Source organism: Polaribacter sp. Asnod1-A03, from assembly GCF_045063585.1.
In the GTDB taxonomy this organism is placed as follows: domain Bacteria; phylum Bacteroidota; class Bacteroidia; order Flavobacteriales; family Flavobacteriaceae; genus Polaribacter.
In genome coordinates, this window is sequence record NZ_JBEFOE010000009.1 from 2,117,378 (window position 1) to 2,141,043 (window position 23,666).

The 23,666-nt window shown below is 28.5% G+C and carries 21 protein-coding genes; 11 read left to right on the forward strand and 10 right to left on the reverse strand.

Going from position 1 to position 23,666, the window contains the following annotated elements:
• The first annotated feature begins 9 nt into the window (after positions 1-9).
• The 4 genes from ACJJVY_RS09800 to ACJJVY_RS09815 are packed head-to-tail and all read left to right on the forward strand — an operon-like array spanning position 10 to position 3,580.
• Positions 10-522, forward strand: coding sequence for an SRPBCC family protein (locus ACJJVY_RS09800; protein ID WP_405607568.1), 513 nt, complete (start codon positions 10-12; stop codon positions 520-522).
• A 14-nt stretch (positions 523-536) separates the two neighbouring features.
• A complete protein-coding gene (locus ACJJVY_RS09805; RefSeq protein WP_405607571.1) occupies positions 537-1,574 on the forward strand; it encodes an o-succinylbenzoate synthase in 1,038 nt (345 codons plus the stop codon).
• 2 nt (positions 1,575-1,576) lie between these two features.
• Positions 1,577-2,533, forward strand: coding sequence for a CPBP family intramembrane glutamic endopeptidase (locus ACJJVY_RS09810; protein ID WP_405607574.1), 957 nt, complete (start codon positions 1,577-1,579; stop codon positions 2,531-2,533).
• Positions 2,534-3,580: an AMP-binding protein gene (locus ACJJVY_RS09815; protein ID WP_405607577.1), complete on the forward strand. Its 1,047-nt coding sequence runs from the start codon at positions 2,534-2,536 to the stop codon at positions 3,578-3,580.
• A 9-nt stretch (positions 3,581-3,589) separates the two neighbouring features.
• Here the strand turns inward: ACJJVY_RS09815 and ACJJVY_RS09820 are convergent, their stop codons facing one another.
• The 8 genes from ACJJVY_RS09820 to ACJJVY_RS09855 all read right to left on the reverse strand — a co-directional run bounded on the left by ACJJVY_RS09820 (position 3,590) and on the right by ACJJVY_RS09855 (position 16,101).
• Positions 3,590-4,306: a YebC/PmpR family DNA-binding transcriptional regulator gene (locus ACJJVY_RS09820; protein ID WP_405607580.1), complete on the reverse strand. Its 717-nt coding sequence runs from the start codon at positions 4,304-4,306 to the stop codon at positions 3,590-3,592.
• 605 nt (positions 4,307-4,911) lie between these two features.
• Complete coding sequence (locus ACJJVY_RS09825; protein ID WP_405607583.1) at positions 4,912-6,096, reverse strand: acetate/propionate family kinase; 1,185 nt, start codon at positions 6,094-6,096, stop codon at positions 4,912-4,914.
• Positions 6,097-6,100: 4 nt separating this feature from the next.
• Positions 6,101-8,194 carry a phosphate acetyltransferase gene (gene pta / locus ACJJVY_RS09830; RefSeq protein ID WP_405607586.1) on the reverse strand — a complete coding sequence of 698 codons (2,094 nt, stop codon included), beginning with the start codon at positions 8,192-8,194 and terminating at the stop codon, positions 6,101-6,103.
• Positions 8,195-8,300: 106 nt separating this feature from the next.
• The gene (locus tag ACJJVY_RS09835) at positions 8,301-9,926 is read right to left on the reverse strand and encodes an acyl-CoA carboxylase subunit beta (RefSeq protein ID WP_405607589.1); all 1,626 of its coding nucleotides are present in this window, start codon (positions 9,924-9,926) and stop codon (positions 8,301-8,303) included.
• Positions 9,927-10,040: 114 nt separating this feature from the next.
• On the reverse strand, positions 10,041-13,610 hold the full coding sequence (locus tag ACJJVY_RS09840; protein WP_405607592.1) for a T9SS type B sorting domain-containing protein: 3,570 nt from the start codon (positions 13,608-13,610) through the stop codon (positions 10,041-10,043).
• Positions 13,611-13,654: 44 nt separating this feature from the next.
• On the reverse strand, positions 13,655-14,500 hold the full coding sequence (locus tag ACJJVY_RS09845) for an ABC transporter permease (RefSeq protein ID WP_405607595.1): 846 nt from the start codon (positions 14,498-14,500) through the stop codon (positions 13,655-13,657).
• Between the two features lie 19 nt (positions 14,501-14,519).
• Positions 14,520-15,419 carry an ABC transporter ATP-binding protein gene (locus tag ACJJVY_RS09850; protein ID WP_405607598.1) on the reverse strand — a complete coding sequence of 300 codons (900 nt, stop codon included), beginning with the start codon at positions 15,417-15,419 and terminating at the stop codon, positions 14,520-14,522.
• Between the two features lie 181 nt (positions 15,420-15,600).
• Complete coding sequence (locus ACJJVY_RS09855) at positions 15,601-16,101, reverse strand: IS1096 element passenger TnpR family protein (RefSeq protein WP_405607601.1); 501 nt, start codon at positions 16,099-16,101, stop codon at positions 15,601-15,603.
• Between the two features lie 71 nt (positions 16,102-16,172).
• Here ACJJVY_RS09855 and ACJJVY_RS09860 point away from each other — a divergent pair, with 71 nt between their 5' ends.
• Positions 16,173-16,589: a PaaI family thioesterase gene (locus ACJJVY_RS09860; protein WP_405607604.1), complete on the forward strand. Its 417-nt coding sequence runs from the start codon at positions 16,173-16,175 to the stop codon at positions 16,587-16,589.
• Positions 16,590-16,601: 12 nt separating this feature from the next.
• Complete coding sequence (locus ACJJVY_RS09865; RefSeq protein WP_405607607.1) at positions 16,602-17,651, forward strand: chorismate-binding protein; 1,050 nt, start codon at positions 16,602-16,604, stop codon at positions 17,649-17,651.
• 121 nt (positions 17,652-17,772) lie between these two features.
• Here the strand turns inward: ACJJVY_RS09865 and ACJJVY_RS09870 are convergent, their stop codons facing one another.
• Both ACJJVY_RS09870 and ACJJVY_RS09875 read right to left on the reverse strand, forming a co-directional pair.
• Positions 17,773-18,147, reverse strand: a complete 375-nt coding sequence (locus ACJJVY_RS09870; protein ID WP_405607610.1) for a PUR family DNA/RNA-binding protein — start codon at positions 18,145-18,147, stop codon at positions 17,773-17,775.
• Positions 18,148-18,228: 81 nt separating this feature from the next.
• A complete protein-coding gene (locus ACJJVY_RS09875; RefSeq protein WP_405607613.1) occupies positions 18,229-19,983 on the reverse strand; it encodes an ABC transporter ATP-binding protein in 1,755 nt (584 codons plus the stop codon).
• Between the two features lie 196 nt (positions 19,984-20,179).
• Here ACJJVY_RS09875 and nusB point away from each other — a divergent pair, with 196 nt between their 5' ends.
• The 5 genes from nusB (at position 20,180) to coaE (ending at position 23,594) form a co-directional block, all read left to right on the forward strand.
• Positions 20,180-21,118, forward strand: coding sequence for a transcription antitermination factor NusB (gene nusB / locus ACJJVY_RS09880; RefSeq protein ID WP_405607616.1), 939 nt, complete (start codon positions 20,180-20,182; stop codon positions 21,116-21,118).
• A 51-nt stretch (positions 21,119-21,169) separates the two neighbouring features.
• A complete protein-coding gene (locus ACJJVY_RS09885) occupies positions 21,170-21,637 on the forward strand; it encodes a DUF1573 domain-containing protein (RefSeq protein ID WP_405607619.1) in 468 nt (155 codons plus the stop codon).
• A gap of 5 nt (positions 21,638-21,642) precedes the next feature.
• Positions 21,643-21,960, forward strand: coding sequence for a preprotein translocase subunit YajC (yajC, locus tag ACJJVY_RS09890; protein WP_405607622.1), 318 nt, complete (start codon positions 21,643-21,645; stop codon positions 21,958-21,960).
• 104 nt (positions 21,961-22,064) lie between these two features.
• Positions 22,065-23,003, forward strand: coding sequence for a CdaR family protein (locus tag ACJJVY_RS09895; RefSeq protein WP_405607625.1), 939 nt, complete (start codon positions 22,065-22,067; stop codon positions 23,001-23,003).
• Complete coding sequence (gene coaE, locus ACJJVY_RS09900) at positions 23,004-23,594, forward strand: dephospho-CoA kinase (protein ID WP_405607628.1); 591 nt, start codon at positions 23,004-23,006, stop codon at positions 23,592-23,594.
• The last annotated feature ends 72 nt before the right edge of the window (positions 23,595-23,666 follow it).

A 23,666-nucleotide genomic window follows, 5' to 3' on the forward strand; every position in this document is an offset into this window, starting at 1 on the left:
TATCATTTTATGAAAAGAATAAAAATAATTTTAGCAATAATATCTTTTATTGTTGTAGCTTTTTTACTGATTGGTATTATTGTTAAAGAAACAACTTATACTGTAGAGGTTTCTGTTAATAAACCTGTTAAAGAAGTTTTTGAAGCGTTTAATACATCAGGAAATATTAAAAATTGGATTCCTGAGGTTAAGTCTGTAGAAGTTGTGAACGATAACCCCGGTAAAGTAGGTAGTATTTATAAAATTGTAATTGATGCTAATGGAGAAGAAATAGTATCCACAGAAAAAGTGATTGCATTTGTACCAAATGAAAAAGTAACGTTGTTTTTTGATTCTGAAAATATGTTAAAAACAGATAACTATATTTTTACAGAAAACAATGGTGTAACAACAATTATTTTAAACGCTAATTGCCAAAGCAATTCTTATATAATGGCTTGTATGTTTCCTCTTTTTAAAGGGACTTTTATAGCACAAGACCAATCTTATATGGATAGTTTTAAAGATTTTGTAGAAAAATAATAACTTTTTATATCTTGATAAAAGCAAAATACCATAAATACATTCTTAATTTTAAAAATCCAAGTGGAACGTCACGAGGAATTTTAAAAACCAAAGAAACGTGGTTTATTATTTTAGAGAAAAACGGAAAAACAGGTGTCGGAGAAACCGGTTTGTTTAGAAGTTTAAGTATTGATGATGTTACAAATTATGAAGAAAAACTAATTTGGGTTTGTAATAATATTAATCTTGGTTTAGATGTTTTATTAGCCGAATTAATTGAGTTTCCATCCATTCAATTTGGTTTAGAGCAAGCTTTCTTATCTTTAAAAAGTAACACTTCGTTTGATTTATTTCCATCAGAATTTACCAAAGGAAATGAACCTATTTCTATTAATGGCTTAATTTGGATGGGAGAGAAGCAATTTATGAAAAATCAAATTAAAGAAAAATTAAAAACAGGTTTTTCTTGTATTAAAATGAAAATTGGTGCAATTGATTTTGAAACTGAAATAGAATTATTAAAATCCATAAGAAAAGAATTTTCAGTAAAAGAAATAGAATTAAGAGTTGATGCAAACGGAGCTTTTAATCCAAAGAATGCATTAGAAAAATTACAAAAATTATCGGAGTTAGAACTCCATTCTATAGAGCAACCTATCAAACAAGGTCAAATACAAGAAATGGCAAGTTTATGCGCAAAAACACCTTTGCCAATTGCTTTAGATGAAGAGTTAATTGGTGTTTTTTCATCAGAAGATAAACGCAATTTATTAAAAACAATAAAACCACAATATATAATTTTAAAACCCAGTTTAATTGGTGGTTTTGCAGGTACTAAAGAATGGATTAATTTTGCAGAAACTAATAATGCTGGTTGGTGGATTACTTCTGCTTTAGAAAGCAATATTGGTTTAAATGCAATAGCACAATTTACGTATACTTTACAAAGTAAATTGCCACAAGGTTTAGGTACAGGTGGTTTATTTACTAATAATTTTTACAGTCCGTTAGAAGTTAAAAACGGAACATTACAATACAATCCAACTAAAAGTTGGCAATTTAATTTATAAAGATGAATTTTATACAACAAGCATATAAAGGTAGAAATGAATGGTACCATTGGGTATTAACAATTATGTTGGTTTTTGTTGGTTGGCAGTTTATTGGTGTTATTCCTTTAACTGTTTCGGCTTATATGCAAGCAGAAAACACAGCAACTTTGATAAAAGCAGCAGAAGATAGTTTTATGTCTTTAGGTATTGATAAAAACTTATTTCTGTTTTTAATGATTGTAATGTTTATATTTGGTTTAGCAAGTCTTATTTTGGGCGTTAAAACCATTCATAAAAGATCTTTTACATCATTAGTTACAAGTAGAAAAAAGATAGACTTTAAACGTTTTTTCTTCGGATTTTTTACTTGGGGAATCATTTCTATTGTTATGATTACCATAGGGATTTATATCTCTCCAGAAAATTATGTTTGGAATTTTGATCCGATTCCGTTTTTTACATTAGTAGCCGTTTCTTTTTTGTTTTTGCCTTTTCAAACTTCGTTTGAAGAATTACTTTTTAGAGGTTATTTTATGCAAGGCTTGGGTATTTTGGCAAAAAATAGATGGGTTCCTTTAATATTAACTTCAGTTTGTTTTGGTTTATTACATGGTGCAAATCCAGAGGTTCAGAAATTAGGGTACATTTCTATGGTTTTTTATATTGGTACTGGTTTATTTTTTGGAATAGCTACTTTAATGGATGAAGGAACAGAACTTGCTTTAGGTTTACACGCCATAAACAACATTGTTGCTGCTTTTTTTATAACTACAGATTGGACTGTTTTTCAAACAGATGCGTTATATGTTGATATTTCTGAACCTTCTGTTAGTTGGGAAATGTTTTTTCCTGTATTAGTCTTATATCCTTTAATGTTACTACTTTTTTCTAAGAAATATGGATGGAAAAACTGGATGGAAAAATTAGCAGGTAAAATAGAAAAACCATTAAGTTTAGACGAAAAGACGATTTTTTAAATGAACTTGGTGCCAAATAGATTTCATAAAGACTTTCAATTAAACGGCTTTTCATTTACTTCAGTTGATGAAATATTAACTTATACAAAAGGTTTTTCTGATGAAATTTATCAATTTTTAAATGATTGGTTTTCTAATGAAGATTGTATTTATGTACAAACATCTGGTTCTACTGGTACTCCAAAAAAGATACAAATATTAAAACAGCAGATGATTAATTCTGCATTAGCAACAGGTAATTTTTTTCATACAAAAGAAAAATCAACTGCTTTATTATGTTTGTCTGTAAATTATATTGCAGGTAAAATGATGTTGGTAAGAGCTTTAATATTAGGTTGGTCTTTAGATGTTGTAAAAACAAATTCTTTTCCTCTTAAAGGAAATAAAAAAGAGTACGATTTTACAGCAATGGTGCCTTTACAATTAGAAAATTCAATTAAAAAACTTAAAAATATTAAGAAATTAATAGTTGGTGGAGGTGTAGTTTCTGCTTCTCTACAATTAAAAATACAAAAATCTACTTGTGTTGTTTTTGCAACTTATGGTATGACGGAAACTATTACGCATATTGCTGTAAAACAATTGAATAATACTACAAGTAAATCTAATTTTTATAAAGTTTTACCAAATGTAGCAATTTTTAAAGATGTTAGAAATTGTCTCGTTATTAAAGCACTTAAAGTATCAGATGAAGTTGTATTTACAAATGATGTTATTAATTTGATTTCTGACAATCGGTTTGAATGGTTAGGACGTTTTGATAATGTTATTAATTCTGGAGGAATTAAATTACATCCAGAAAAAATAGAAGAAAAACTTTCTAAAATAATTAAAAATAGATTTTTTGTTATTGGTGTTTCTGATGAAAAATTAGGTGAAAAATTGATTCTGATTATAGAAGGACTTCATCAATATTTAGATTTAAAATTAGCAGAATTATCAAAGTTTGAAATGCCGAAAGAAATTTATTTTGTTGATAATTTTGTAGAAACAGAAACAAAAAAAATCCAACGTAAAAAAACATTGGATTTAATATCAATTTTATAAAATAGAAGTTTACATTTCCATTGAGTGATAAACGTTTTGTACGTCATCATCTTCTTCTAACTTTTCTAAAAGTTTTTCTACATCTGCTTGTTGTTCTTCGTTTAACTTTGTAGTAGTAGTAGGTATTCTTTCAAAACCAGAAGATAATATTTCTATACTATTTTCTTCAAAGAAAGACTGTAATGCACCAAACTGCTCAAAAGGAGCATAGATAATTACACCTTCTTCATCATCAAAAACCTCTTCAACTTCAAAATCAATTAGTTCTAGTTCTAATTCCTCCATATCCATTGTAATATCTTCCTTTTTTAAGGTAAAATTACAAGTATGGTCAAACATAAAAACTACAGAACCAGAAGTTCCTAAATTTCCATCACATTTGTTAAAAGCAGCTCTAACATTTGCTACGGTTCTGTTATTATTGTCTGTAGCAGTTTCTAAAAGTAACGCAATTCCATGTGGAGCATAACCCTCAAAAAGTACCTCTTTATAATTGGCAGTATCTTTATCAGTCGCTTTTTTTATAGCACGTTCAACATTGTCTTTAGGCATGTTAGCTGCCTTTGCATTTTGTATAACAGCACGCAAACGAGAGTTTGTTTCTGGGTTTGGTCCGCCTTCTTTTACGGCCATTACAATATCTTTACCAATTCTGGTAAAAGTCTTTGCCATTGCCGACCAACGTTTCATTTTCCTTGCTTTCCTAAACTCAAATGCTCTACCCATTTCTAAATGATTTTTTAATATAAAGTATAACTACAAATGTAAAGGTTTGATTGTTTTTTTACAATTTTTTTGATTGATGTTTTTTTTAAAAAAATACCTATTTATAGGTATTGTGTAAAGCAAATGTTATTCATAATTTTAAAGAGCTAATTAAAAAAAATGATATGAAAAAAATTACTTTCTTAATTGTTACTTTCATAACAACTTCTTTTTTGGGGCAAGACAAACTAACCTCTAGTTTTAGCAGAATACTTTAACGGAACTAACAGTATAAATAACTATAAATCTAATTATGAGTATTATAGTGATAATAATTTAATTAGAGAAATAGAAAGTAGTTGGAGTGGTAGTGCTTGGAGTGAATATTCCATATCTATTTATACTTATAATTCTTCTATTAGTAAAGTTCAGATTTTTAATATGTTGGGCAAAAAAAATAAAGAAGTTGTAGGTGAAAATAAATTAAGTTTACAAAACACTTTATTTATTAAAGGTACACGATGAAAACGGAAATATTGCAGTTAAAAGAATAATTAAAAACTAAATTTCCCTCAAATTTGTTTTTAATACTCCTGAAACATTAATTTGTTCAGGAGTATTTTTTTTTAGTTTAATAGGCTATAAGTTTCTTTAGCTATTTCTAACTCTTCATTAGTTGGTACTACTAAAATTTTTATTTTAGAATCTACTGTCTGAATTTCTCTAATTTCTTTAGAGCGAATACTATTTTTTTCTTCATCTAATTCAATACCTAAAAAGTCTGAATTCTGGCAAGATAACTGTCTCATTAAACTTGAGTTTTCACCAATACCTGCAGTAAAAATAATAGCATCTAAACCATTTAAAATACTTGCATATGCTCCAATAAATTTTTTAACTCTATAAGCTGCTAAGTTTAAAGCATTTTGGCAATCTTCATTACCTTTACTAGCATTTTCTTCAATTTCTCTTAAATCAGAAAAACCAGTTAAACCTTTCATACCAGATTCTTTCTGTAATAAATCATTAACCTGATCTGCTGTTTTGTTTAATTTTTTCATCAAAAAGAATACTACAGAATGATCTACATCACCAGAACGAGTTCCCATAATTAAACCATTGGTAGGAGAGAACCCCATAGAAGTATCAATACATTGTCCGTCTTTAATAGCAGCCATGCTACAACCATTACCTAAGTGAATGGTAATTAACTTTGATGATTTTTTACCCAAATATTCAATTGCTTTTTCAGAAACATATTTATGACTTGTACCATGAAAACCATATGCTCTTACTTTATTTTCTTCTAGATATTTTTTTGGTATAGCATATTGATAAGCTTCTACTGGCATAGTTTGATGAAAAGCAGTATCAAAAACTACAGTTTGTTTTGCTGCGGTAAAAATAGTTTCTGCAACTTCAATTCCTGTTAAATGAGCAGGATTGTGCAAAGGTGCAAGGCTAAATAAATCTTTAATATCTTCTTTAACTTTTTCTGTAACTACAACAGTTCCGCTATATCTACTTCCGCCATGTACAACTCTATGACCAATTGCTTTAATTTCTTCTACAGAAGTTATAACTCCTAATTTTGGATCTAATAAAGCTTCTGCTACTTTTTTTAAACCAATTTCATGATTTAAAATTGGTAAAAATTCGGTGTGTTTTTGAGTCTCTTTTTCATGAGTAAAAATGGCATCTTCCATACCAATTCTTTCTACTAAACCAACACATTTTACTACTTGTGATGGCATTTCTATTATTTGGTACTTTAAAGAAGAAGAGCCTGCATTTAAAACTAAAATATTCATATTATTATCCTTGGTGTGCTTGTATTGCTGTTAATAAAACGGTGTTAAAAATATCATCTACTGTACATCCTCTACTTAAATCATTTACAGGTTTGTTTAAGCCTTGTAACATTGGCCCAATTGCTAAAGCACCAGTTTCTCTCTGTATAGCTTTGTAAGTATTATTACCTGTATTTAAATCTGGAAAGATTAAAACCGATGCTTGACCGGCTACTTCAGATTCTGGCATTTTTGTTTTTGCTACAGACATGTCTACAGCTGCATCATATTGTATTGGCCCTTCAATTTTTAATTGAGGTTGTTTTGTTTTTACTATTTCTGTTGCTTTTCTAACCTTTTCTACTTCTTCACCTTTTCCCGAGTTTCCAGAAGAATAAGACAGCATAGCAACTCTTGCATTTATACCAAAAGCTTCTGCTGATTGTGCAGAAGAAATTGCAATTTCTGCCAATTGTTCTGCATTAGGATTTGGGTTTACAGCACAATCTCCCATTACAGAAACTCTGTCTGATAAACACATAAAGAATACAGATGAAACTACAGAAACACCTGGTTTTGTTTTAATTAATTGTAAAGATGGTTTTATAGTGTGCATTGTTGTATGCACAGCACCAGAAACCATACCGTCAGCTAAACCATTCATAATCATTAGGGTTCCGTAATAAGAAACATCACTAACAAGATCTTGAGCAGTTGTTTCGGTCATCCCTTTATGTTTACGTGCTTCGTATAATGTTTTAACAAAAGAATCGTTATGAATAGAATCTTCTGGGTTTAAAATATTGATTTTATCTAAATCGATTTGTAAACCTATTTGATCGCATTTTAGTTGAATAGCCGTTTTATCACCTAATAAAGTTAAATCTACAATATCTAAAAGTTGTAAACGAGCAGCAGCAGCAATAATTCTTTCATCATCTCCTTCTGGTAATACAATATGTTTTTTATTAGTTCTTGCTCTTTGTAATAAACTATATTGAAACATACTTGGTGTTAATCTTTCTGATTTATAGGATTTTAAAGTATGTGTTAATCCTTCTGCATTTACATATTTATCAAAAGTATCTAATGATAATATAATTTTTTTATTGTGAGTTGAGTAAATTTTAGATTTTACATTTCCAATTTTATTTGATATTCCAAAAGTTCCTCCATCAACAGAAATAATAGGTACTGTAGATTGTACACCTTCTATTAGCTTTAAAATAGATTCTTCTGGGATTATAGTTCCTGTTAAAATAATACCTGCAATTTTTGGATAATTACTAGAAGCATTAGCTTGTAAAGCACCTAATATAATATCTGCTCTGTCACCAGGGGTAACTACTAAAGCATTTTCTTTAATTCTTGTTAAGTAATTACGCAGTTGCATTGCACCTGTACTGTAACTACCAATAACGTTGTCTAAAAATTGTTCTCCAAATAAAACTTTACCTTTTAGAGCTTGTACAACTTCTTTTACTGTTGGGTAAGCTAAAAAGTCTATTTTAGGAATAATGTCTATTTGTAAGTTTTTAGGAAAACTTTTTTCTAATTGCTTATTGATATAGTCTATTTCATCTACTTCTATTTTGTTAGCAATAATACCAATAACATCTACTTCTTTATTTATGAAAGACTTATAAGTAAGTTGCATTGTGTTTACAAAATCCTTTTTCTTTTTTCCGTTACCAGAACCTACTATCAATGCAGGTATACCAAGGTTTTTGGCAATCATTAAATTTACATCTAACTCGGTAAAGCCACCTTCTCCAGAAAAATCTGTACCTTCTACTAAAACATAATCGTACTTAGCTTCTAACTTTTTATATTTTTTAATAACATGATGAATAACATCATCTCTTTTTCCTTCACTTAAAAGCTCTACAACTTCACTTTGTTTATATGCATAACAATCGTTATAATCGATGTCTAGGTTAAAGAAGTTAATTGCAGTGTTAGTGTGATTATCAAAATTACTGTCTTCCGTTTCGTTAATTATAGGTCTAAAATATCCGACTTTAGTAGACTTTGTTAACATTATTCTTAAAAGACCTAATGATACCAAAGATTTACCACTGTCTGATTCTATTGCGGCAATGTAGATAGCTTTACTCATTTTTTAATTAATTGTTTTAGCAAAAATATATTTAAAAAAGACTATTTATTATGATAATAGTCAGTATTTAAAAACGCAAAACAAACGTTTTTAATAGTTTTTTATTTTAAACTTGTAATACCCCCATATTAAATTGTTTTTCGATAGGGGCATGGTTAGCGGCTTCAATACCCATAGAAATCCAAGTTCTAGTGTCTAATGGATTTATAACAGCATCTGTCCAGATTCTGGCAGCTGCATAATAAGGAGATATTTGTTTATCGTAACGCGATTTTATTTTTTCAAACAATTCGGCTTCTTTTTCTGGAGTAATTTCTTCACCTCTCTTTTTAAGAGATGCAGTTTCTATTTGTAATAATACTTTAGCAGCAGAATTACCACTCATAACAGCTAGTTCTGCGCTTGGCCATGCTACAATTAAATTAGGATCATATGCTTTACCACACATTGCATAATTACCTGCTCCGTAAGAATTACCGATAATTATTGTAAATTTTGGCACAACAGAATTACTAACAGCATTTACCATTTTGGCACCGTCTTTTATGATGCCTCCGTGTTCTGATTTAGAACCGACCATAAAACCGGTAACATCTTGTAAGAAAACTAGAGGAATTTTCTTTTGATTACAATTAGCAATAAAACGAGTAGATTTATCTGCAGAATCATTGTAAATAACACCACCAAATTGCATTTCTCCTTTTTTTGTTTTTACCAATTTACGTTGGTTAGCAATAATACCAACTGCCCAACCATCAATTCTTGCGTAACCTGTAATTATGGTTTGCCCATAACCTTCTTTATACTGTTCAAATTCAGAGTTATCTACCAAACGCTTTATAATTTCTAACATATCATATTGCGCATTTCTTTCTCTTGGTAAAATTCCGAAAATGTCATCTTCATTTTCTTTTGGAGGAAAAGCTTCGGTTTTACTAAAACCAGCTTTGTCATAATCTCCAATTTTATCAACAATAAATTTTATTTTATTTAGTGCATCTTTATCGTCTTTTGCTTTATAATCAGTAACTCCAGAAATTTCGCAATGTGTTGTTGCTCCTCCTAAAGTTTCATTATCAATAGACTCTCCAATTGCAGCTTTTACTAAATAACTACCTGCTAAAAAAATACTTGCTGTTTTATCTACAATTATAGCTTCATCACTCATAATTGGCAAATAAGCACCACCAGCAACACAGCTTCCCATAACAGCAGAAATTTGAGTAATTCCCATACTGCTCATTTTTGCATTATTTCTAAAGATTCTTCCGAAATGTTCTTTATCAGGAAAAATTTCATCTTGCATTGGTAAATAAACACCAGCAGAATCAACTAAGTAAATAATTGGGATTTTATTTTCTATAGATATTTCTTGAGCACGTAAGTTCTTTTTACCGGTTATAGGAAACCATGCTCCGGCTTTTACAGTAGCATCATTGGCAACAACAATACATTGTTTGCCTTTTATATAACCGATTTTTACAATTACACCACCAGAAGGGCAGCCACCGTGTTCTGCATACATATCTTCACCTGCAAAAGCACCAATTTCAATAGATTTAGAATCGTCTAACAAATAATCTACTCTTTCTCTAGCAGTCATTTTTCCTTTTTCATGATGTTTGTCAATTCTTTTTTGACCACCACCTAATCTAACTTTGGCAAAACGTCTACGTAAATCTGATGCAAGTAATTTGTTATAATCTTCGTTTTTATTGAAGTTTAAATCCATAAAATCCTTTTTCTTTATTTATGCTAAAATAAGAAATATTCTTTTGATAGAAATGATAAAAAAAATCAGGATAACTTCAACAAGCTATCCCGATTAAACATTTTAAGGAAGTATTTATTCTCTTCTAATTAATGAGAAATGACCTTTTTTTATAATAGGTTGTTTATCCGTGTCGGTAGATGTTAATTGTACGCTAAACCAATAATCATCAGAAGGTAATGTTTTGCCATTGTAGGTTCCGTCCCAACCTTGTCCGTCAATAAAAATTTGAGCTACAATTTTTCCATATCGATTAAAAATATAAATTTGTCCGTTCGGATAAAAAGTATTGTTTATTCCTCTAATTGACCACGTATCATTTTTACCGTCACCATTTGGTGTAAAGAATTTAGGGAATTGTATTACAGAAACAATTAATTCTGATGTACCACAACCATTTTTATTTTCTACAATAATATTATAAAAACCACCTTCTATATCATTAAATATATTACTGTCTTGAAAAGGACGAATAATAACACCATTCTCATCTTCTAATGCGTATAGAAATTCTTCTTCTATTAAAGGGTTTGTTGGTATGTTTATTTGAATACTAAGGTTGCCACTTATCCCAGAAGTATCATCTGTAATGGTTACATAACTTAGATCTAATGTTTCAAAATCTGATTTTAAAACCAAAATAGTTTTTGTTAGAGAACAAACAGTAGCTGTTTTACTTAAAGCTGTTACTGTATAAGTACCTTGTTCTGTAATGCTAATTTCTTGTGTGTTTCCTCCGTAAGAAATTCCATCTTTAGTCCACTGGTAATTATAATCATTAAGTGTCTCGGCAGTTAAAGTATAAGGAATGTTTTTAGCACAAAGTATAATCGGGTCATCCGGATCTTCACCTTCAATTGTAAATACAGGTATAGCATTTGTTTTTAAATATAATAAACCAATTCCTTCACAATCATTATTGTTCTTGTTCTTTATTTTGATATAGATGGTTTGATCATAAGCAAAATCTGGACTGTTATTATTTCTATGATTAGAAATATCAGTAATTTGATTAACAACAGCATCTCTATCTTGTATTGTTTCAAAGAAAAGAACTTCAATCTCATCTCTAAAATCAGCAGGAAAAGTATTTATAATATCTTCTTCTGCAGAACTAAAATCAAAATAAGTAACTCCGTCAAAGCTAGAGTCATTACCATCAGCATCTACAAGATCATCACAAGTTTCAAATATTTTATCATAAGCAACATCACCTGCGTAAGATGCTGTAATTTCAATTTTAGAAATAGAGTAACAACCTTGTTCAGAAATTACTTTAACACCAGCTTCGGCAAAACCATTTGTTACAGGATAGTTTTCTATATCCGTTATAAGTTTAGAAGAGTCTCCATTAATAGCATCGTTTTCAGTTTCGTAATATTCAAAAGTTACATATGTTTCGTTGGTGATATTAATTTCTGCTTGTGTAAGATTTATAATTGTATTTCTATCAATATCATTTGCGCATTGTTGTAATTCTATTAAAGTTGATAATAATACCGGTTTTGGGTCTACAATTAATTGAAAAGAAGTAAATGAACTGCCGGAGCTATCGTCTGAAATAGCATTACAATCAGCATTATCAATATTTTCTACTCTAACATAAATTGTTTGCGAATTAGTAACAGAATAATCTACATTTTTATCTATTGGATTAGAAGAACTACTTGTTTGTGCGTCTACTAAAGTAGTGTGGTAAGAAACAGTATATTGAGCAGGATTAAGAGTGCCCAAAATTTCTACATCTTTACTATTTAAATCAAAAGTATTTATAATTCCATCACTATCAGAACCACTTGCAGCATCATCACATAATCTGTAATCTGTAGGTTGTATAGGTTCTGGCTCGCTTGTAACTTCTAATTCAAATTCTGTAATAGCAAAACATCCATCAGGTGCATTTACATTATGCACACGAGCATAAATAGTTTGAGTACTTACTGTATTAACTACGTAAGGGTTGGGTAAATCTGTATCAGTTTCATTATCTATTGCTTTATTTAAAGAGTCAAAATATAAAACATCAAAAGTTGTAGGATCTAATCCGTCTAAGATTTCTGAACTTTTTAAAGTAGTTAAATCAAATTGATTAGTTGTGCTTAAATCGGTATCACAGAAATTAATGTCTACTGGTTTTGTAGCGCTTGCAGCTTCAAAGACTTCGATGTTAAAAGTACCATTGTATTGTGTAAGGTTACCACAGTCGTCAGTTAGTTTTATTATAAGTGTGTATTTACCATTATCTGATTTTACTAAGTTAGTTAATTCTAAGTTTTGTGTTGTTGCTATTACCGCATTTGTTGTGCCATTGTCAAAAAACCATTCGTAAGTAATATTACTACCAGAGACACTTTCAGGTTCAATAATTTTATTATCTCCAATACAAAATTGTAAATCTTGATTGTTTATTACATTGTTTGTACTGGTATCTTTAATTTCAATGGGTAATAAAAGAGAAGATAAAAAAGGAGGAAGACCTTGTGTAGCAGTTGCACTACCTAAAGAAACTGAACGATGAGAATAATTGACATTTGCTGCGTCATTATCAGGGTTATTGATAACACTAATATTATTGGCACCATCACTAGACCAATAAATCTTTCCATCAGGACCCAATTGTAATGCTCCTCTCGAATTGAAATAACTGTAAATAGTAGTTCTAGAATTATTTATTTCTGAAAAAGTAGGAAGTGTTAAATCGAATTGATATAAGTTTTCTGTAGTATTATTAGATTCTCCTGTAGAAATGTATAATCTATTACTAGATGTAGAAAACTCTACACCATAACCATTATTACTATTTAAGTTTAGTTCGTTAGCACTAATAGCCCCTTTAAAGTTGGTTACTTCTCCTGTTTCATCATTAAAATCGAAAATAAAAGTACCATCTCCCATATTTGCTGAAACTAAAGTGCTTCCATCAGGAGATACTTTTAAATAACCTCTTACATCTAAGTAAGAAGATCCTACGGTTCTAAAACCAGAAATTTCGCTTATAACAGGGTTTGTTGTATCAACACCATTTTCGTCAACTTTATATGCATAAAATTCATTATTTCCACTAGAACCAGAATTTCCTGATAATGAAATTACCCAATAAGCATTGCATTCTTTTGCTCTAACTGCTGTTACTTTTTCTTTCCACCTATCATCTTTCCCATCAGATAAATTTATAGGAGTGGTTGTACTTATATCCCCTAGGTCTCCATTTAAACTCATGTCTATTTCATATAAGAAAAACCCAGCTGTACCGCCACCACCAGCTCCAGTAGAAGTTGTTCCGACGGTAAATAAATAATAAATATCAGGATTACTAGGGGAAGGAACAGTCAGTGCAGATTGAGAACTTGATGCATCTCCCTGTAAACCTGTTCCATTAGGCATTGGGTTATTGTTTTTGTCCCATATAGTTAATGTTCGGTCATCGGTACCCGGAGCACCTACATAAAATAATAAATTTCCATTTGAATCTGAAAAAGAAGAACAGCCTTCAGTTGTACTTAATTGACTACCCGTAACAGGTACAGGGTCTCCTGTATTAAAATCTAGTGCTGCTTTATCTCCAAAATACCAAAAATTGGCTTCTTTTTGAGAAAATGAATTTAATGTAAAAAATAGAATTATTAGAGGTAATAATCTTTTCATTTGACAGAATTAAGTTAATTAAAGTCAAATATATTTAAAAAGGATTACAAATCTCGCTTTTTTAACAAGGCATAAGACAAATAGATAAATACAAAAGTCCAAATAGAAACTATAAGTATTGATAAGAAACTGACATCATAACTTTTAGTGAAATTTTCTCCAATTTGATTTGCCACAGATTTAACAGCACCTAATCTAGAAAATGGTTCTTTTATTAAATTAGTTAAGGCTTCAAAAGGTAAAAATTGCATAACATTATTTACGGATTCCGTAGTGTTTTCTGCGCCTCTAAAAGACCAAAAAAGATATCCTTTAAACATACTTTCTACAATTAACCAAACTACCATTGCCCCAACAGCAAAGGCAGAACGTTTTACTAAAATACCAAAGAATAACCCCATAGAAAAGAAACCAACAAGTTTTATAAAGAAAGCAAGTAAGTATTGCAAATCAGAAAAAATAATACCAAGTTCATTATAATCAGAATAGATAAAACCAAGTACTAAAGAAACTAAAAAAACAAATAAGGTAGATATTAAAGCAAACGCAATTACTGTATAAAATTTAGAAAGTATAAACTCTTTTTTACTTAAACCATCAATTAAGTTTTGCTTTAAGGTTTTATAACTATACTCATTAGCCATCATAGAAACAATAACTAAAAGTAAAAAGAACTTTAAAATTGAAGCCATGTAGGTGTTAAAATGCCATATGTAAGGGAAATTAAAGATGCCCATTTCTGCTAAATGAAATTTTATAGGACCTATATCAAATTTTATAGCAGCTATTAAAGCAATAGATGTTAATAAACCAAAGTAAATTAGAGATAATATTTTACTAGCTTTATTGTGTTTTAATTTATGAAACTCTATAGTAAGTAGTCTTAACATGACTTTGTTTTTAGGTTGATTAGTTGTTGTTAGTTAAATCTAAGAATTGTTGTTCTAAACTAGGTTTACGTTTTACTAAATGAGATAAAACGATTCCATTTTTAAAAAGAAATTCATTAATTTCTGTAGATGAAATAGGTGTCTTTAAAGTTGCAATTATAGTTTGGTAATCTTTGGTAATTTTACCGATTGCAACATGTTCTTCTAATAGAGTTATTAGTTTTTCTTCGTCTGTAGCTACTTTTAGTTCAAATAAACCATTAGAAGCAGTCATTTCATCAACTCTACCACTATATAATTTTACTCCATTTCTAATAACCACAACATGGCTACATACCTTTTCTACTTCGTCTAATAGATGAGAGGCTAATAAAATTGTAGTTCCGTTAGCGGCAATACTTTTTATAATTTGACGAATTTCATGAATTCCCTGAGGATCTAAGCCATTAGTAGGTTCATCTAAAATTAAAATCTCAGGATCGTTTAGTAAAGCAGAAGCAATGGCTAAACGTTGTTTCATCCCTAAAGAATAGGTTTTAAATTTACTATCTCTACGATCAAATAGGTTTACAACTTTTAGTTTTTCGTCTATTTTATCGGTAGTAATTCCTTTTATCTTACAAATTAGAGCTAAGTTTTGTACCGCTGTCATGTAAGGGTAAAAGTTGGGTCTTTCTATAATTGCACCTACTTTTTTTAAAGCTTCATGTGTTGTAGATTGCCCATTAAACCAAGAGAACTCTCCAGAAGTTCTGTTTACAACATTTAAAATAATACCTAAAGTAGTAGATTTTCCACTACCATTTGGTCCTAAAATTCCATAAACATTACCTCTTTGTATATCAAAAGAAAGATTGTTTACTGCGTGAACTTTTCCGTATTTTTTATCGAGATTTTTAAGAGATAAGATAGTTTCCAAAGAAGTTGATTTAGTCGATTATGTATGTAAGACGACTAATTTACAATTTTGTTACGAGAAAGATGTTGAATTGTTGAATTGGGTAAATCTTTAATTGTGATAAAACAAATGTGAATTTATTATCATAACTATTAAGATATAAGCATTTAGAAAAATAACCAGTTAAATAATTACACAGATATTAATAATTATTAAAATCAAAATCATCGTAATTATCAAATTCATTATCTAGATCGTCTTCGTCACCAAAATCAGTGTCTAATTTTTCTGCAACAAATTCTTTTTCAGGAGCTTCATTTGGTATTTCACCAACAGTTAAAATAATTTGAGGTAAACCTTCTTTAATTTCATTAGAAATTTCGATAACTTCTACATAGAAAGTCCACATATTTAAAAAATCATAAACATAAATTAGTTTATCATTTTCGTTTGATAAAGTTTCATTTAAAATACAAGTTTGCATAGAATCTCCAACTCCAATTTCTTCCATATTAAACAACGGAATTTCTTCACCTTGGTTCCATTCATCATCCGTTCTATAAAAAGAAGCCATTTCTTGACCTCCAAAACCAAAAGATTTTGCAATAATTAAATGTAAATCTTCTAAATTTAGTTTGCTATCAACTAAAATAGTTCTAATTACATCTTCTTTTGAGTCTAAAATTACGCGTATTTTGTACATAAAATGGTTTAACTTTTAAGCTGCAAAAATACAAATTTTTATACGTACTTTTACATTATAATCTTAATGATATGGATACAAATGCTATTTTAAAAGCTTTTAATGAAAGCTCTAAAAGTACTTTAATGGAAACGCTTGATATTGAATATGTTGCTTTAGGTGATGATTTTTTAACTGCAAAAATGCCTGTAAATGCTAAGGTTCATCAACCTTTGGGGCAATTACATGGTGGCGCAACTGCTGCTTTAGCAGAGAGTGTAGGTAGCGCAGCTTCTAACTTTTTTATTGATAATAAAAAGCAATTTATAAACGGAATCCAATTATCTATAAATCATATTAAAAGTAAAAGAGAAGGTGTGGTTTATGCAACGGCAAAAAACATTCATAAAGGTAGAACAACACATTTATGGGAAGTTACTATTGTAGATGAAAATGATGATTTAATTTCTGTAGCTAAAATGACAAATATTGTTTTAACTAAAAAATAATTAATTTTTATATTGGATACTATTTTTAATAAAATTGAAAAAAGCTATAAGAGTAACAAGCCTTTTGTTGTTTATAGAAAACCAAATATAAAAGAGGTTTTATCTTTTTTTCAAAAGGATGATATGTTGCATTTTTCATCAGAATTTAAAGAAACAGGTTTTATATTTTCTCCTTTTAACAGTAATGAGAAAACAGTTTTATTTCCTGTTGAAAAATCTGAACTTGTTAGAGAGGAAATTATTTTAAATGATGATTTAGAGTTAAAAGATGCTTTTTTAACAAAAGATATTACAGAAAAAGAAAAACACATTCATTTGATAGAAAAAGTGCTAGATGAGATTAATACGAATAAACTAGTAAAGGTTGTTGTTTCTAGAAAAGAAGATGTTTTACTTAGTAATTTTAATGTTTTAGCTACTTTTAAAAAGCTTTTAAAAGCATATTCTAATGCTTTTGTATATGTTTGGTATCATCCTAAAGTAGGGTTATGGTTTGGTGCAACACCAGAAACTCTTTTAAGCATTTCTAAAAATAGATTTAGTACGATGTCTTTGGCAGGAACTCAAGTTAATAATGATTCTGATGAGGTTATTTGGCAAAATAAAGAGTTAGAAGAACAACAATTAGTAACTAATTTTATAGAAAATCAATTGAAACCAATTTCTTCGGATTTAAAAATTGATAAAAAAGAAACTATTAAAGCAGGAGATTTACTGCATTTAAGAACAAAAGTAACGGGTAATTTAAAAAATAATTCTAATCTAAAAGATTTGATTAGAGCTTTACATCCTACACCAGCAGTTTGTGGTTTACCTAGAGAAAAGGCGAAAAATTTTATCAATCTAAATGAAAATTATAAAAGAACATTTTATGCTGGCTTTTTAGGGGAATTAAATGTAGATATACAAAAAACATCATTATTTGTAAATTTAAGATGTATGAGTGTTGTAGGTAATACAGCTTCTGTTTATGTTGGTGGCGGAATTACAAAAGAAAGTAATGCTAAAAAAGAATGGCAAGAAACAGTTTCTAAAAGTAAAACAATAAAAAGGGTACTTTAATCTTTAAAAAGTAAAAAAACCGCCAGTTTAAAACTAACGGTTTTTAATGTGTAAATTGAATTATTTGAATTAAGATTTTTTTAATTCAGTTTTAATGAAATTTTGTTTTCAAAAAAAACTATTAAATATCGTCAAAAGAAACATCTGTAAAACTATCTGTAGTTTTATTGTCTCCTATTGTTGGTGTGTCTTCTTTTTTAAAGTCTTTTTGGTGGCGTTCACTAATTACTTCGCTACCTTTTTCGTTTAAAATATAATCAGTTGCTTTACCTAGCATTTCTTTAAAGTCGGTAAAATCTTCTTTGTATAAATAGATTTTATGCTTTTGATAATGGAAAGAACCATCATCATGAGTAAATTTTTTACTTTCTGTAACGGTTAGGTAGTAATCGTCTGCTTTTGTTGCTCTTACATCAAAAAAATACGTTCTTCTTCCTGCTCTAAGTACTTGTGAAAAAATTTCTTCTTGTTCAACTCTTTCTGCTCTCTCTGCCATAATCCTTTTAAAATAGTAATTATAATTTGTTTGTTATACTTAACAAATCTAACAAAATATTTTATGTAGCAATAATAAAGATTAAATTTCTTTTTCTATAAGTTGTTGTTCGTACAATTCTTTATAGTATCCGTTTAGTGTTATTAGTTGATTATGAGTTCCTTGTTGTATGATTTTGCCATCTTCTAAAACAATTATTTTATCTGCATTTTTTGCAGAAGAAACCCTATGACTAATTATAAAAGTGGTAACGTTTTTAGATATTCGTTCTAAATTTGATAATATTTTTTCTTCGGTTTCTGTGTCTACAGCAGATAAGCAATCATCAAAAATTAAAATTTTAGGTTTTTTAATAATTGCACGAGCAATAGAAACACGTTGTTTTTGACCTCCAGAAAGGGTAACACCTCTTTCTCCTAGAATCGTTTTATATCCGTTAGGGAAATTTATAATGTTTTTATGTACGTCGGCATTTTTTGCAGCTGCAATTATTTCTTCTTCTGTAGCATCTTCTTTTCCGAATTTAATATTGTCTTCGATACTCTCTGAAAACAAAAAAGGGTCTTGTGGTACAAAACCAATTTGATTTCGAACATCGTTTAAATTGGCTTCTTTTATAGGTGTTTTGTCTAATAAAATACTTCCTTTAGTTGTGTCGTACAATCTAGAAATTAATTCTATAATGGTAGATTTACCAGAACCAGTTTTACCTAAAATAGCTAATGTTTCTCCAGATTTTACATAGAAGTTTATGTTTTTTAAAGCTGTTATATTTGTGTCATCATAAGTAAAAGTAACATCTTTAAAAGTAACATTTCCGTCTATTCTAGTAACAGAAGTGTTTGTGTTTTGTATTTCTGGCACTTCTTGTAAAAACTCATTAATTCTTGCTTGAGATGCTTCTGCTTGTTGAACTATAGAGGTAACCCAACCAACAACAGCTACTGGCCAAGTTAAAATATTTACATAAAGCATAAATTCAATAATAGTACCTATTTGAATTTCATTATTAATGTATTGTTTACCACCTATATAAAGCACCAGTAAGTTACTAACACCAATTAATAATACCATTAAAGGAAAAAATAAAGCATTTGCTTTATGAAGGTGAATGTTTTTTTCTTTGCTTTGATTAGAAATTTCATCAAAATCGTTAATAATAGAATCTTCTATTCCGTAAGATTTTACCACATTAATTCCAGAGAAAAATTCTTGATTAAACGTTGTTAATTTAGATAAATATTGTTGAACAATAGTACTTCTTTTATGGATAACTTTACTTAAAATAAATATAGAAATTGATAGTAAAGGAAAAGGGATTAAGGTGTACATGGTAAGTTTAACATCTATACTTAGCATTTGTGTAAAACCAACAGCAAATAAAACAAGCATATTTATACTATACATAATTGCTGGCCCAACGTACATTCTTACTTTAGAAACATCCTCAGAAATTCTGTTCATTAAATCACCTGTTCTATTCTTTTTGTAGAAATTAAGTGATAATCTTTGGTATTGTTGATAGATTTCATTCTTAAGATCAAATTCAATTAACCTAGAGGTAACTATAATTGTTTGACGCATTAAAAATGTAAAAAACCCAGATAAAATAGCAACTCCTACAATAATAAGAACATTAATAAGTAGTTGATGATTAACTTCTTCTAAATCTGTGATGGTTCCGCTTTGGTAATCTTCTACAACATTTAAAGAGTCACCAACTATTTGAGGAATTTTTAATGCTAAAAATTTAGATAAAATAGTAATCGAAAGACCAATTATTAATCGCCATTTATATTTAGAAAAGTATTTATTAACGTGTCTTAGTTCCTTCAAGGAAAATTAATTTTTTAAAAAAATAAAATTACAATTATTATAAAGCGTATAAATTATTTTTTTGTTAAAAAAGAGAAAGCACAAAGATACAAGATTAAGCATAAAATTAATTCTTAAAAAAGAATTAAAAGTTGATAGAATAAAAATAAAATAATACTATTTTTGCACCGAAATCTATATTTAAGTTCTTTACAAAATGATTAACAGAAGACATATTCGAGTTAAAGTAATGCAATCTGTATACGCTATGTTACAGTCTCATAATGATGATATCATTAAAGAAGAAAAGTTTTTAAAACATAGTATCTTAAAAATGTATGACCTATACGTTTTAAATTTACAATTGCTAGTAGAGGTGCAAAAATTAGCAGCAAAAAAAATTGCTCTTTCTAAGAAGAAAATTTTAGCAACTAAAGAAGATTTAAAACCAAACACTAAATTTATTGATAATAAATTAATAAACACAATTGCAGAAAGCGTTAGTGTAGAAGGTTATTTAGAGCTTAATAATTTAAATAATTGGGAAGAAAATGATGAATATGTAAAAATTATTTTCGATCAATTACAAAGTAGTAATTTATACAAAAAGTATTTAGCTACTACAGACGATTCTTACAAAATTGACAAAGCTTTTGTAATAGGTTTTTTTAAGGAAATTATTGCACCAAATGAAAAATTAGGTGAGTATTACGAAGATACAATGATTTCTTGGTCTGATGATATCCCTTTTGTAAATACTTGGATAGTAAAAACTCTAAGTAAGCAAAAAGACAATACTATTTTTGTTTTAGGAAAACTTTATAAAGATAAAGATGATGAAGAATATGTGTCTAAATTATTTAAGAAAACAGTTTTAAAAAACAACGAGTACGAGCAAATTATAGAAGAAAAAACTCCAAATTGGGAAACTGATAGGATTGCTGATATTGATATGATTTTAATAAAAATGGCAATATCAGAATTTCTTAATTTCCATTCAATTCCAACAAGAGTTACAATTAACGAATATATTGAAGTTTCTAAAGATTACTCTACAGAAAAGAGTAGTTACTTTATAAATGGAGTTTTAGATAAAATTTCTAAAGAGTTTATAAATAATAATAAAATAGTTAAAATTGGTAGAGGGTTGCTTTAAAAGATTGTTTAAAGTAATTAATTTATTATTTTTACACAAAATAACATCACAATGAAAAAAATAACAATTTTATTAGCTTTAGTAATTAGTGCATCTTTTTTTACAGCATGTAAAGATGGTGGAAATGCAACAAAAATAATTAAAAAAGAGAATCTAGATCAAGCAGCTTCTAGAGATATGGAAATCAAAAAAGGAACTGCATTAATATCTTTAGATAAAAAAATCTATGATTTTGGTACTGTAAATGAAGGAGAAGTAGTAGAAACAGTATTTAAGGTTACAAATTCTGGTAAAACTGATTTAGTAATTACTAATGCAACTGGTTCTTGTGGTTGTACAGTTCCTGTTTGGCCAAAAGCACCAATTAAGCCAGGAGAAACAGGTGATGTATCTGTAAGGTTTAATACAAATGGTAAGCCAAATAGACAACAAAAAACAGTTACTTTAACTACAAATACAGAATCTGGTAGAGAAGTCTTAACTTTAAAAGGATCTGTAATACCAAAATCAAAATTATAATTTATATGTATACTGTAATGTTTTTACAAGAAGGAATAGGTTCTTTAATGAGTATGTTACCTTTCTTGGCAATTATTGTTGTGTTTTATTTTTTTATGATAAGACCACAAATGCAAAAACAAAAAAAAGAAAAAGCTTTTCAAGCAGAAATTAAGAAAGGAACTAAAGTGGTTACTTCAAGTGGAATTCACGGTAAAATTGTTGAAATGAATTCTACAGATAATACAATTACTTTAGAAACTGGAGCTGGAAAAATTAAATTTGAAAGTTCTGCAATTTCAATGGAATTAAGTAAGAAATATTTAGAGCCAATAAAAAAGTAAAAATATTATTATAAAGAATAAGAAGTGAGCATTATCGTTTTTGATACTGCTCGCTTTTTTTGTTTAAATGCTTTTTGTAGATTGCATAAAAATCTGTTGTAATTTTGGGAAAAACAAAAAAAATATCGAAAAGCTTTATAGGTTTTTTAGTAGCTTCAACTTTAATGTGGCTTTTAATTACGCTTTCTAAAGACTACTCTGTTACTTTAACTTTTCCTGTGAGTTTTAGTAATATACCTCAAGACAAATTATTACAGGACAAAACAACAAAAAAAATAGATGTTTTAGTACAAGCTTCGGGTTACAATATATTAAGGTCTAGATTTAGGAATAAGGAAATTATTTTAAAAGGAAATGTGTTAAATAGAAAAAAGGTAAATAAATACTATTTTCTAACAAAAGATCAATTAAGTAATATTAAAAATCAACTTCTTTCTGGTATTCAATTAGAGGAAGTACTCCAAGATACTATTTATCTAAATTTAGCAACTTTAACTTCAAAAAAAGTAGCTTTATTACCTAACTTAAATATTAAATATCAAGTTGGTTATGAAAACTCAGAGGATTTAAAATTAACTCCAGATAGTATTGTGGTTTCTGGGCCAAAAGACCAAATAGAAAAAATAAGCAATCTTAAATTAGAATTTTTAAAATTAGAAAATGTAAAATCAGATTTTTCTAAAGAATTAAAAATTGTAATACCAGGTAATTCAAGTAAAATAAAAACTAGCTCCAGAAAAGCAATACTAAGCGGAAAGGTAGAAAGGTTTACAGAAGGATCTATAGAAGTGCCAATAGAAATAATAAACCTTCCTGAAGGAGTTGAGTTAACAACACTTAATAAAAAAGTAGAAATTGTCTATGTAGTTGGTCTTTCTAATTTTGATAAAATAGATGAAAGCTTTTTTAGAGTTTACTGTGATTATAAGTTAGCGGAAGAAAATAATCTTAATTATTTATTACCAAAAGTTGAACTAAAATCTAATTTGATTAAAAGTTATAAGGTTTTGCCAAATAAAATAGATTTTCTTATTCATAAATAAATGGTAGTTGGTTTAACAGGCGGAATCGGTAGTGGAAAAACAACTGTAGCAAATATTTTTAAACAGTTCAAAACAGTAGAAATCTACTGTGCAGATGATGAAGCTAAAAAATTAATGAATACTTCTGTTGAGATAAAATCTAAATTGATTGATTTGTTTGGAGAAGAATCTTATATAGATAATCAATTAAATAGAAGTTTTATTGCAAGTATTGTTTTTAAAGATAAAACTAAATTAAATGCTTTAAATGCTATTGTACATCCTGTCGTAAAAAAACATTTTAAAGACTATCTTAATAAACGTTCAGGCAAAGATTATATTTTGTATGAAAATGCCATTCTTTTTGAAAGTAAAAGTAATTTAAAATGTGATATTATTATTTCTGTTTTTGCACCAAAAGACATTAGAATAGAAAGAACTATGTTAAGGGATGGTAGTGTTAAAAAAGAAGTAGAAAATAGAATTAATAATCAATGGTTAGAGGGTAAAAAACTATTGCAATCTAACTATGTTATTAATAATTTCAACAATAAAGACCTTGACTTTCAGGTCTTTACCATTCATAATATTTTAACAAAAAAAAGAGTGTGATTTATAGTAAATTCATTTTTTTTGTTAAAAAAGTCACAAATTTACTGTTATATTGTTAATTTAGGTTAAAAA

What these genes read in the sequence shown, in the direction of transcription:
- ACJJVY_RS09800 (WP_405607568.1), top strand. Translation starts at nt 10, where the DNA reads ATGAAAAGAATAAAAATAATTTTAGCAATAATATCTTTTATTGTTGTA.
- ACJJVY_RS09810 (WP_405607574.1), top strand. Translation starts at nt 1,577, where the DNA reads ATGAATTTTATACAACAAGCATATAAAGGTAGAAATGAATGGTACCAT.
- ACJJVY_RS09815 (WP_405607577.1), top strand. Translation starts at nt 2,534, where the DNA reads ATGAACTTGGTGCCAAATAGATTTCATAAAGACTTTCAATTAAACGGC.
- ACJJVY_RS09820 (WP_405607580.1), bottom strand. Translation starts at nt 4,306, where the DNA reads ATGGGTAGAGCATTTGAGTTTAGGAAAGCAAGGAAAATGAAACGTTGG.
- ACJJVY_RS09825 (WP_405607583.1), bottom strand. Translation starts at nt 6,096, where the DNA reads ATGAATATTTTAGTTTTAAATGCAGGCTCTTCTTCTTTAAAGTACCAA.
- pta (WP_405607586.1), bottom strand. Translation starts at nt 8,194, where the DNA reads ATGAGTAAAGCTATCTACATTGCCGCAATAGAATCAGACAGTGGTAAA.
- ACJJVY_RS09835 (WP_405607589.1), bottom strand. Translation starts at nt 9,926, where the DNA reads ATGGATTTAAACTTCAATAAAAACGAAGATTATAACAAATTACTTGCA.
- ACJJVY_RS09840 (WP_405607592.1), bottom strand. Translation starts at nt 13,610, where the DNA reads ATGAAAAGATTATTACCTCTAATAATTCTATTTTTTACATTAAATTCA.
- ACJJVY_RS09845 (WP_405607595.1), bottom strand. Translation starts at nt 14,500, where the DNA reads ATGTTAAGACTACTTACTATAGAGTTTCATAAATTAAAACACAATAAA.
- ACJJVY_RS09855 (WP_405607601.1), bottom strand. Translation starts at nt 16,101, where the DNA reads ATGTACAAAATACGCGTAATTTTAGACTCAAAAGAAGATGTAATTAGA.
- ACJJVY_RS09860 (WP_405607604.1), top strand. Translation starts at nt 16,173, where the DNA reads ATGGATACAAATGCTATTTTAAAAGCTTTTAATGAAAGCTCTAAAAGT.
- ACJJVY_RS09870 (WP_405607610.1), bottom strand. Translation starts at nt 18,147, where the DNA reads ATGGCAGAGAGAGCAGAAAGAGTTGAACAAGAAGAAATTTTTTCACAA.
- nusB (WP_405607616.1), top strand. Translation starts at nt 20,180, where the DNA reads ATGATTAACAGAAGACATATTCGAGTTAAAGTAATGCAATCTGTATAC.
- ACJJVY_RS09885 (WP_405607619.1), top strand. Translation starts at nt 21,170, where the DNA reads ATGAAAAAAATAACAATTTTATTAGCTTTAGTAATTAGTGCATCTTTT.
- yajC (WP_405607622.1), top strand. Translation starts at nt 21,643, where the DNA reads ATGTATACTGTAATGTTTTTACAAGAAGGAATAGGTTCTTTAATGAGT.
- coaE (WP_405607628.1), top strand. Translation starts at nt 23,004, where the DNA reads ATGGTAGTTGGTTTAACAGGCGGAATCGGTAGTGGAAAAACAACTGTA.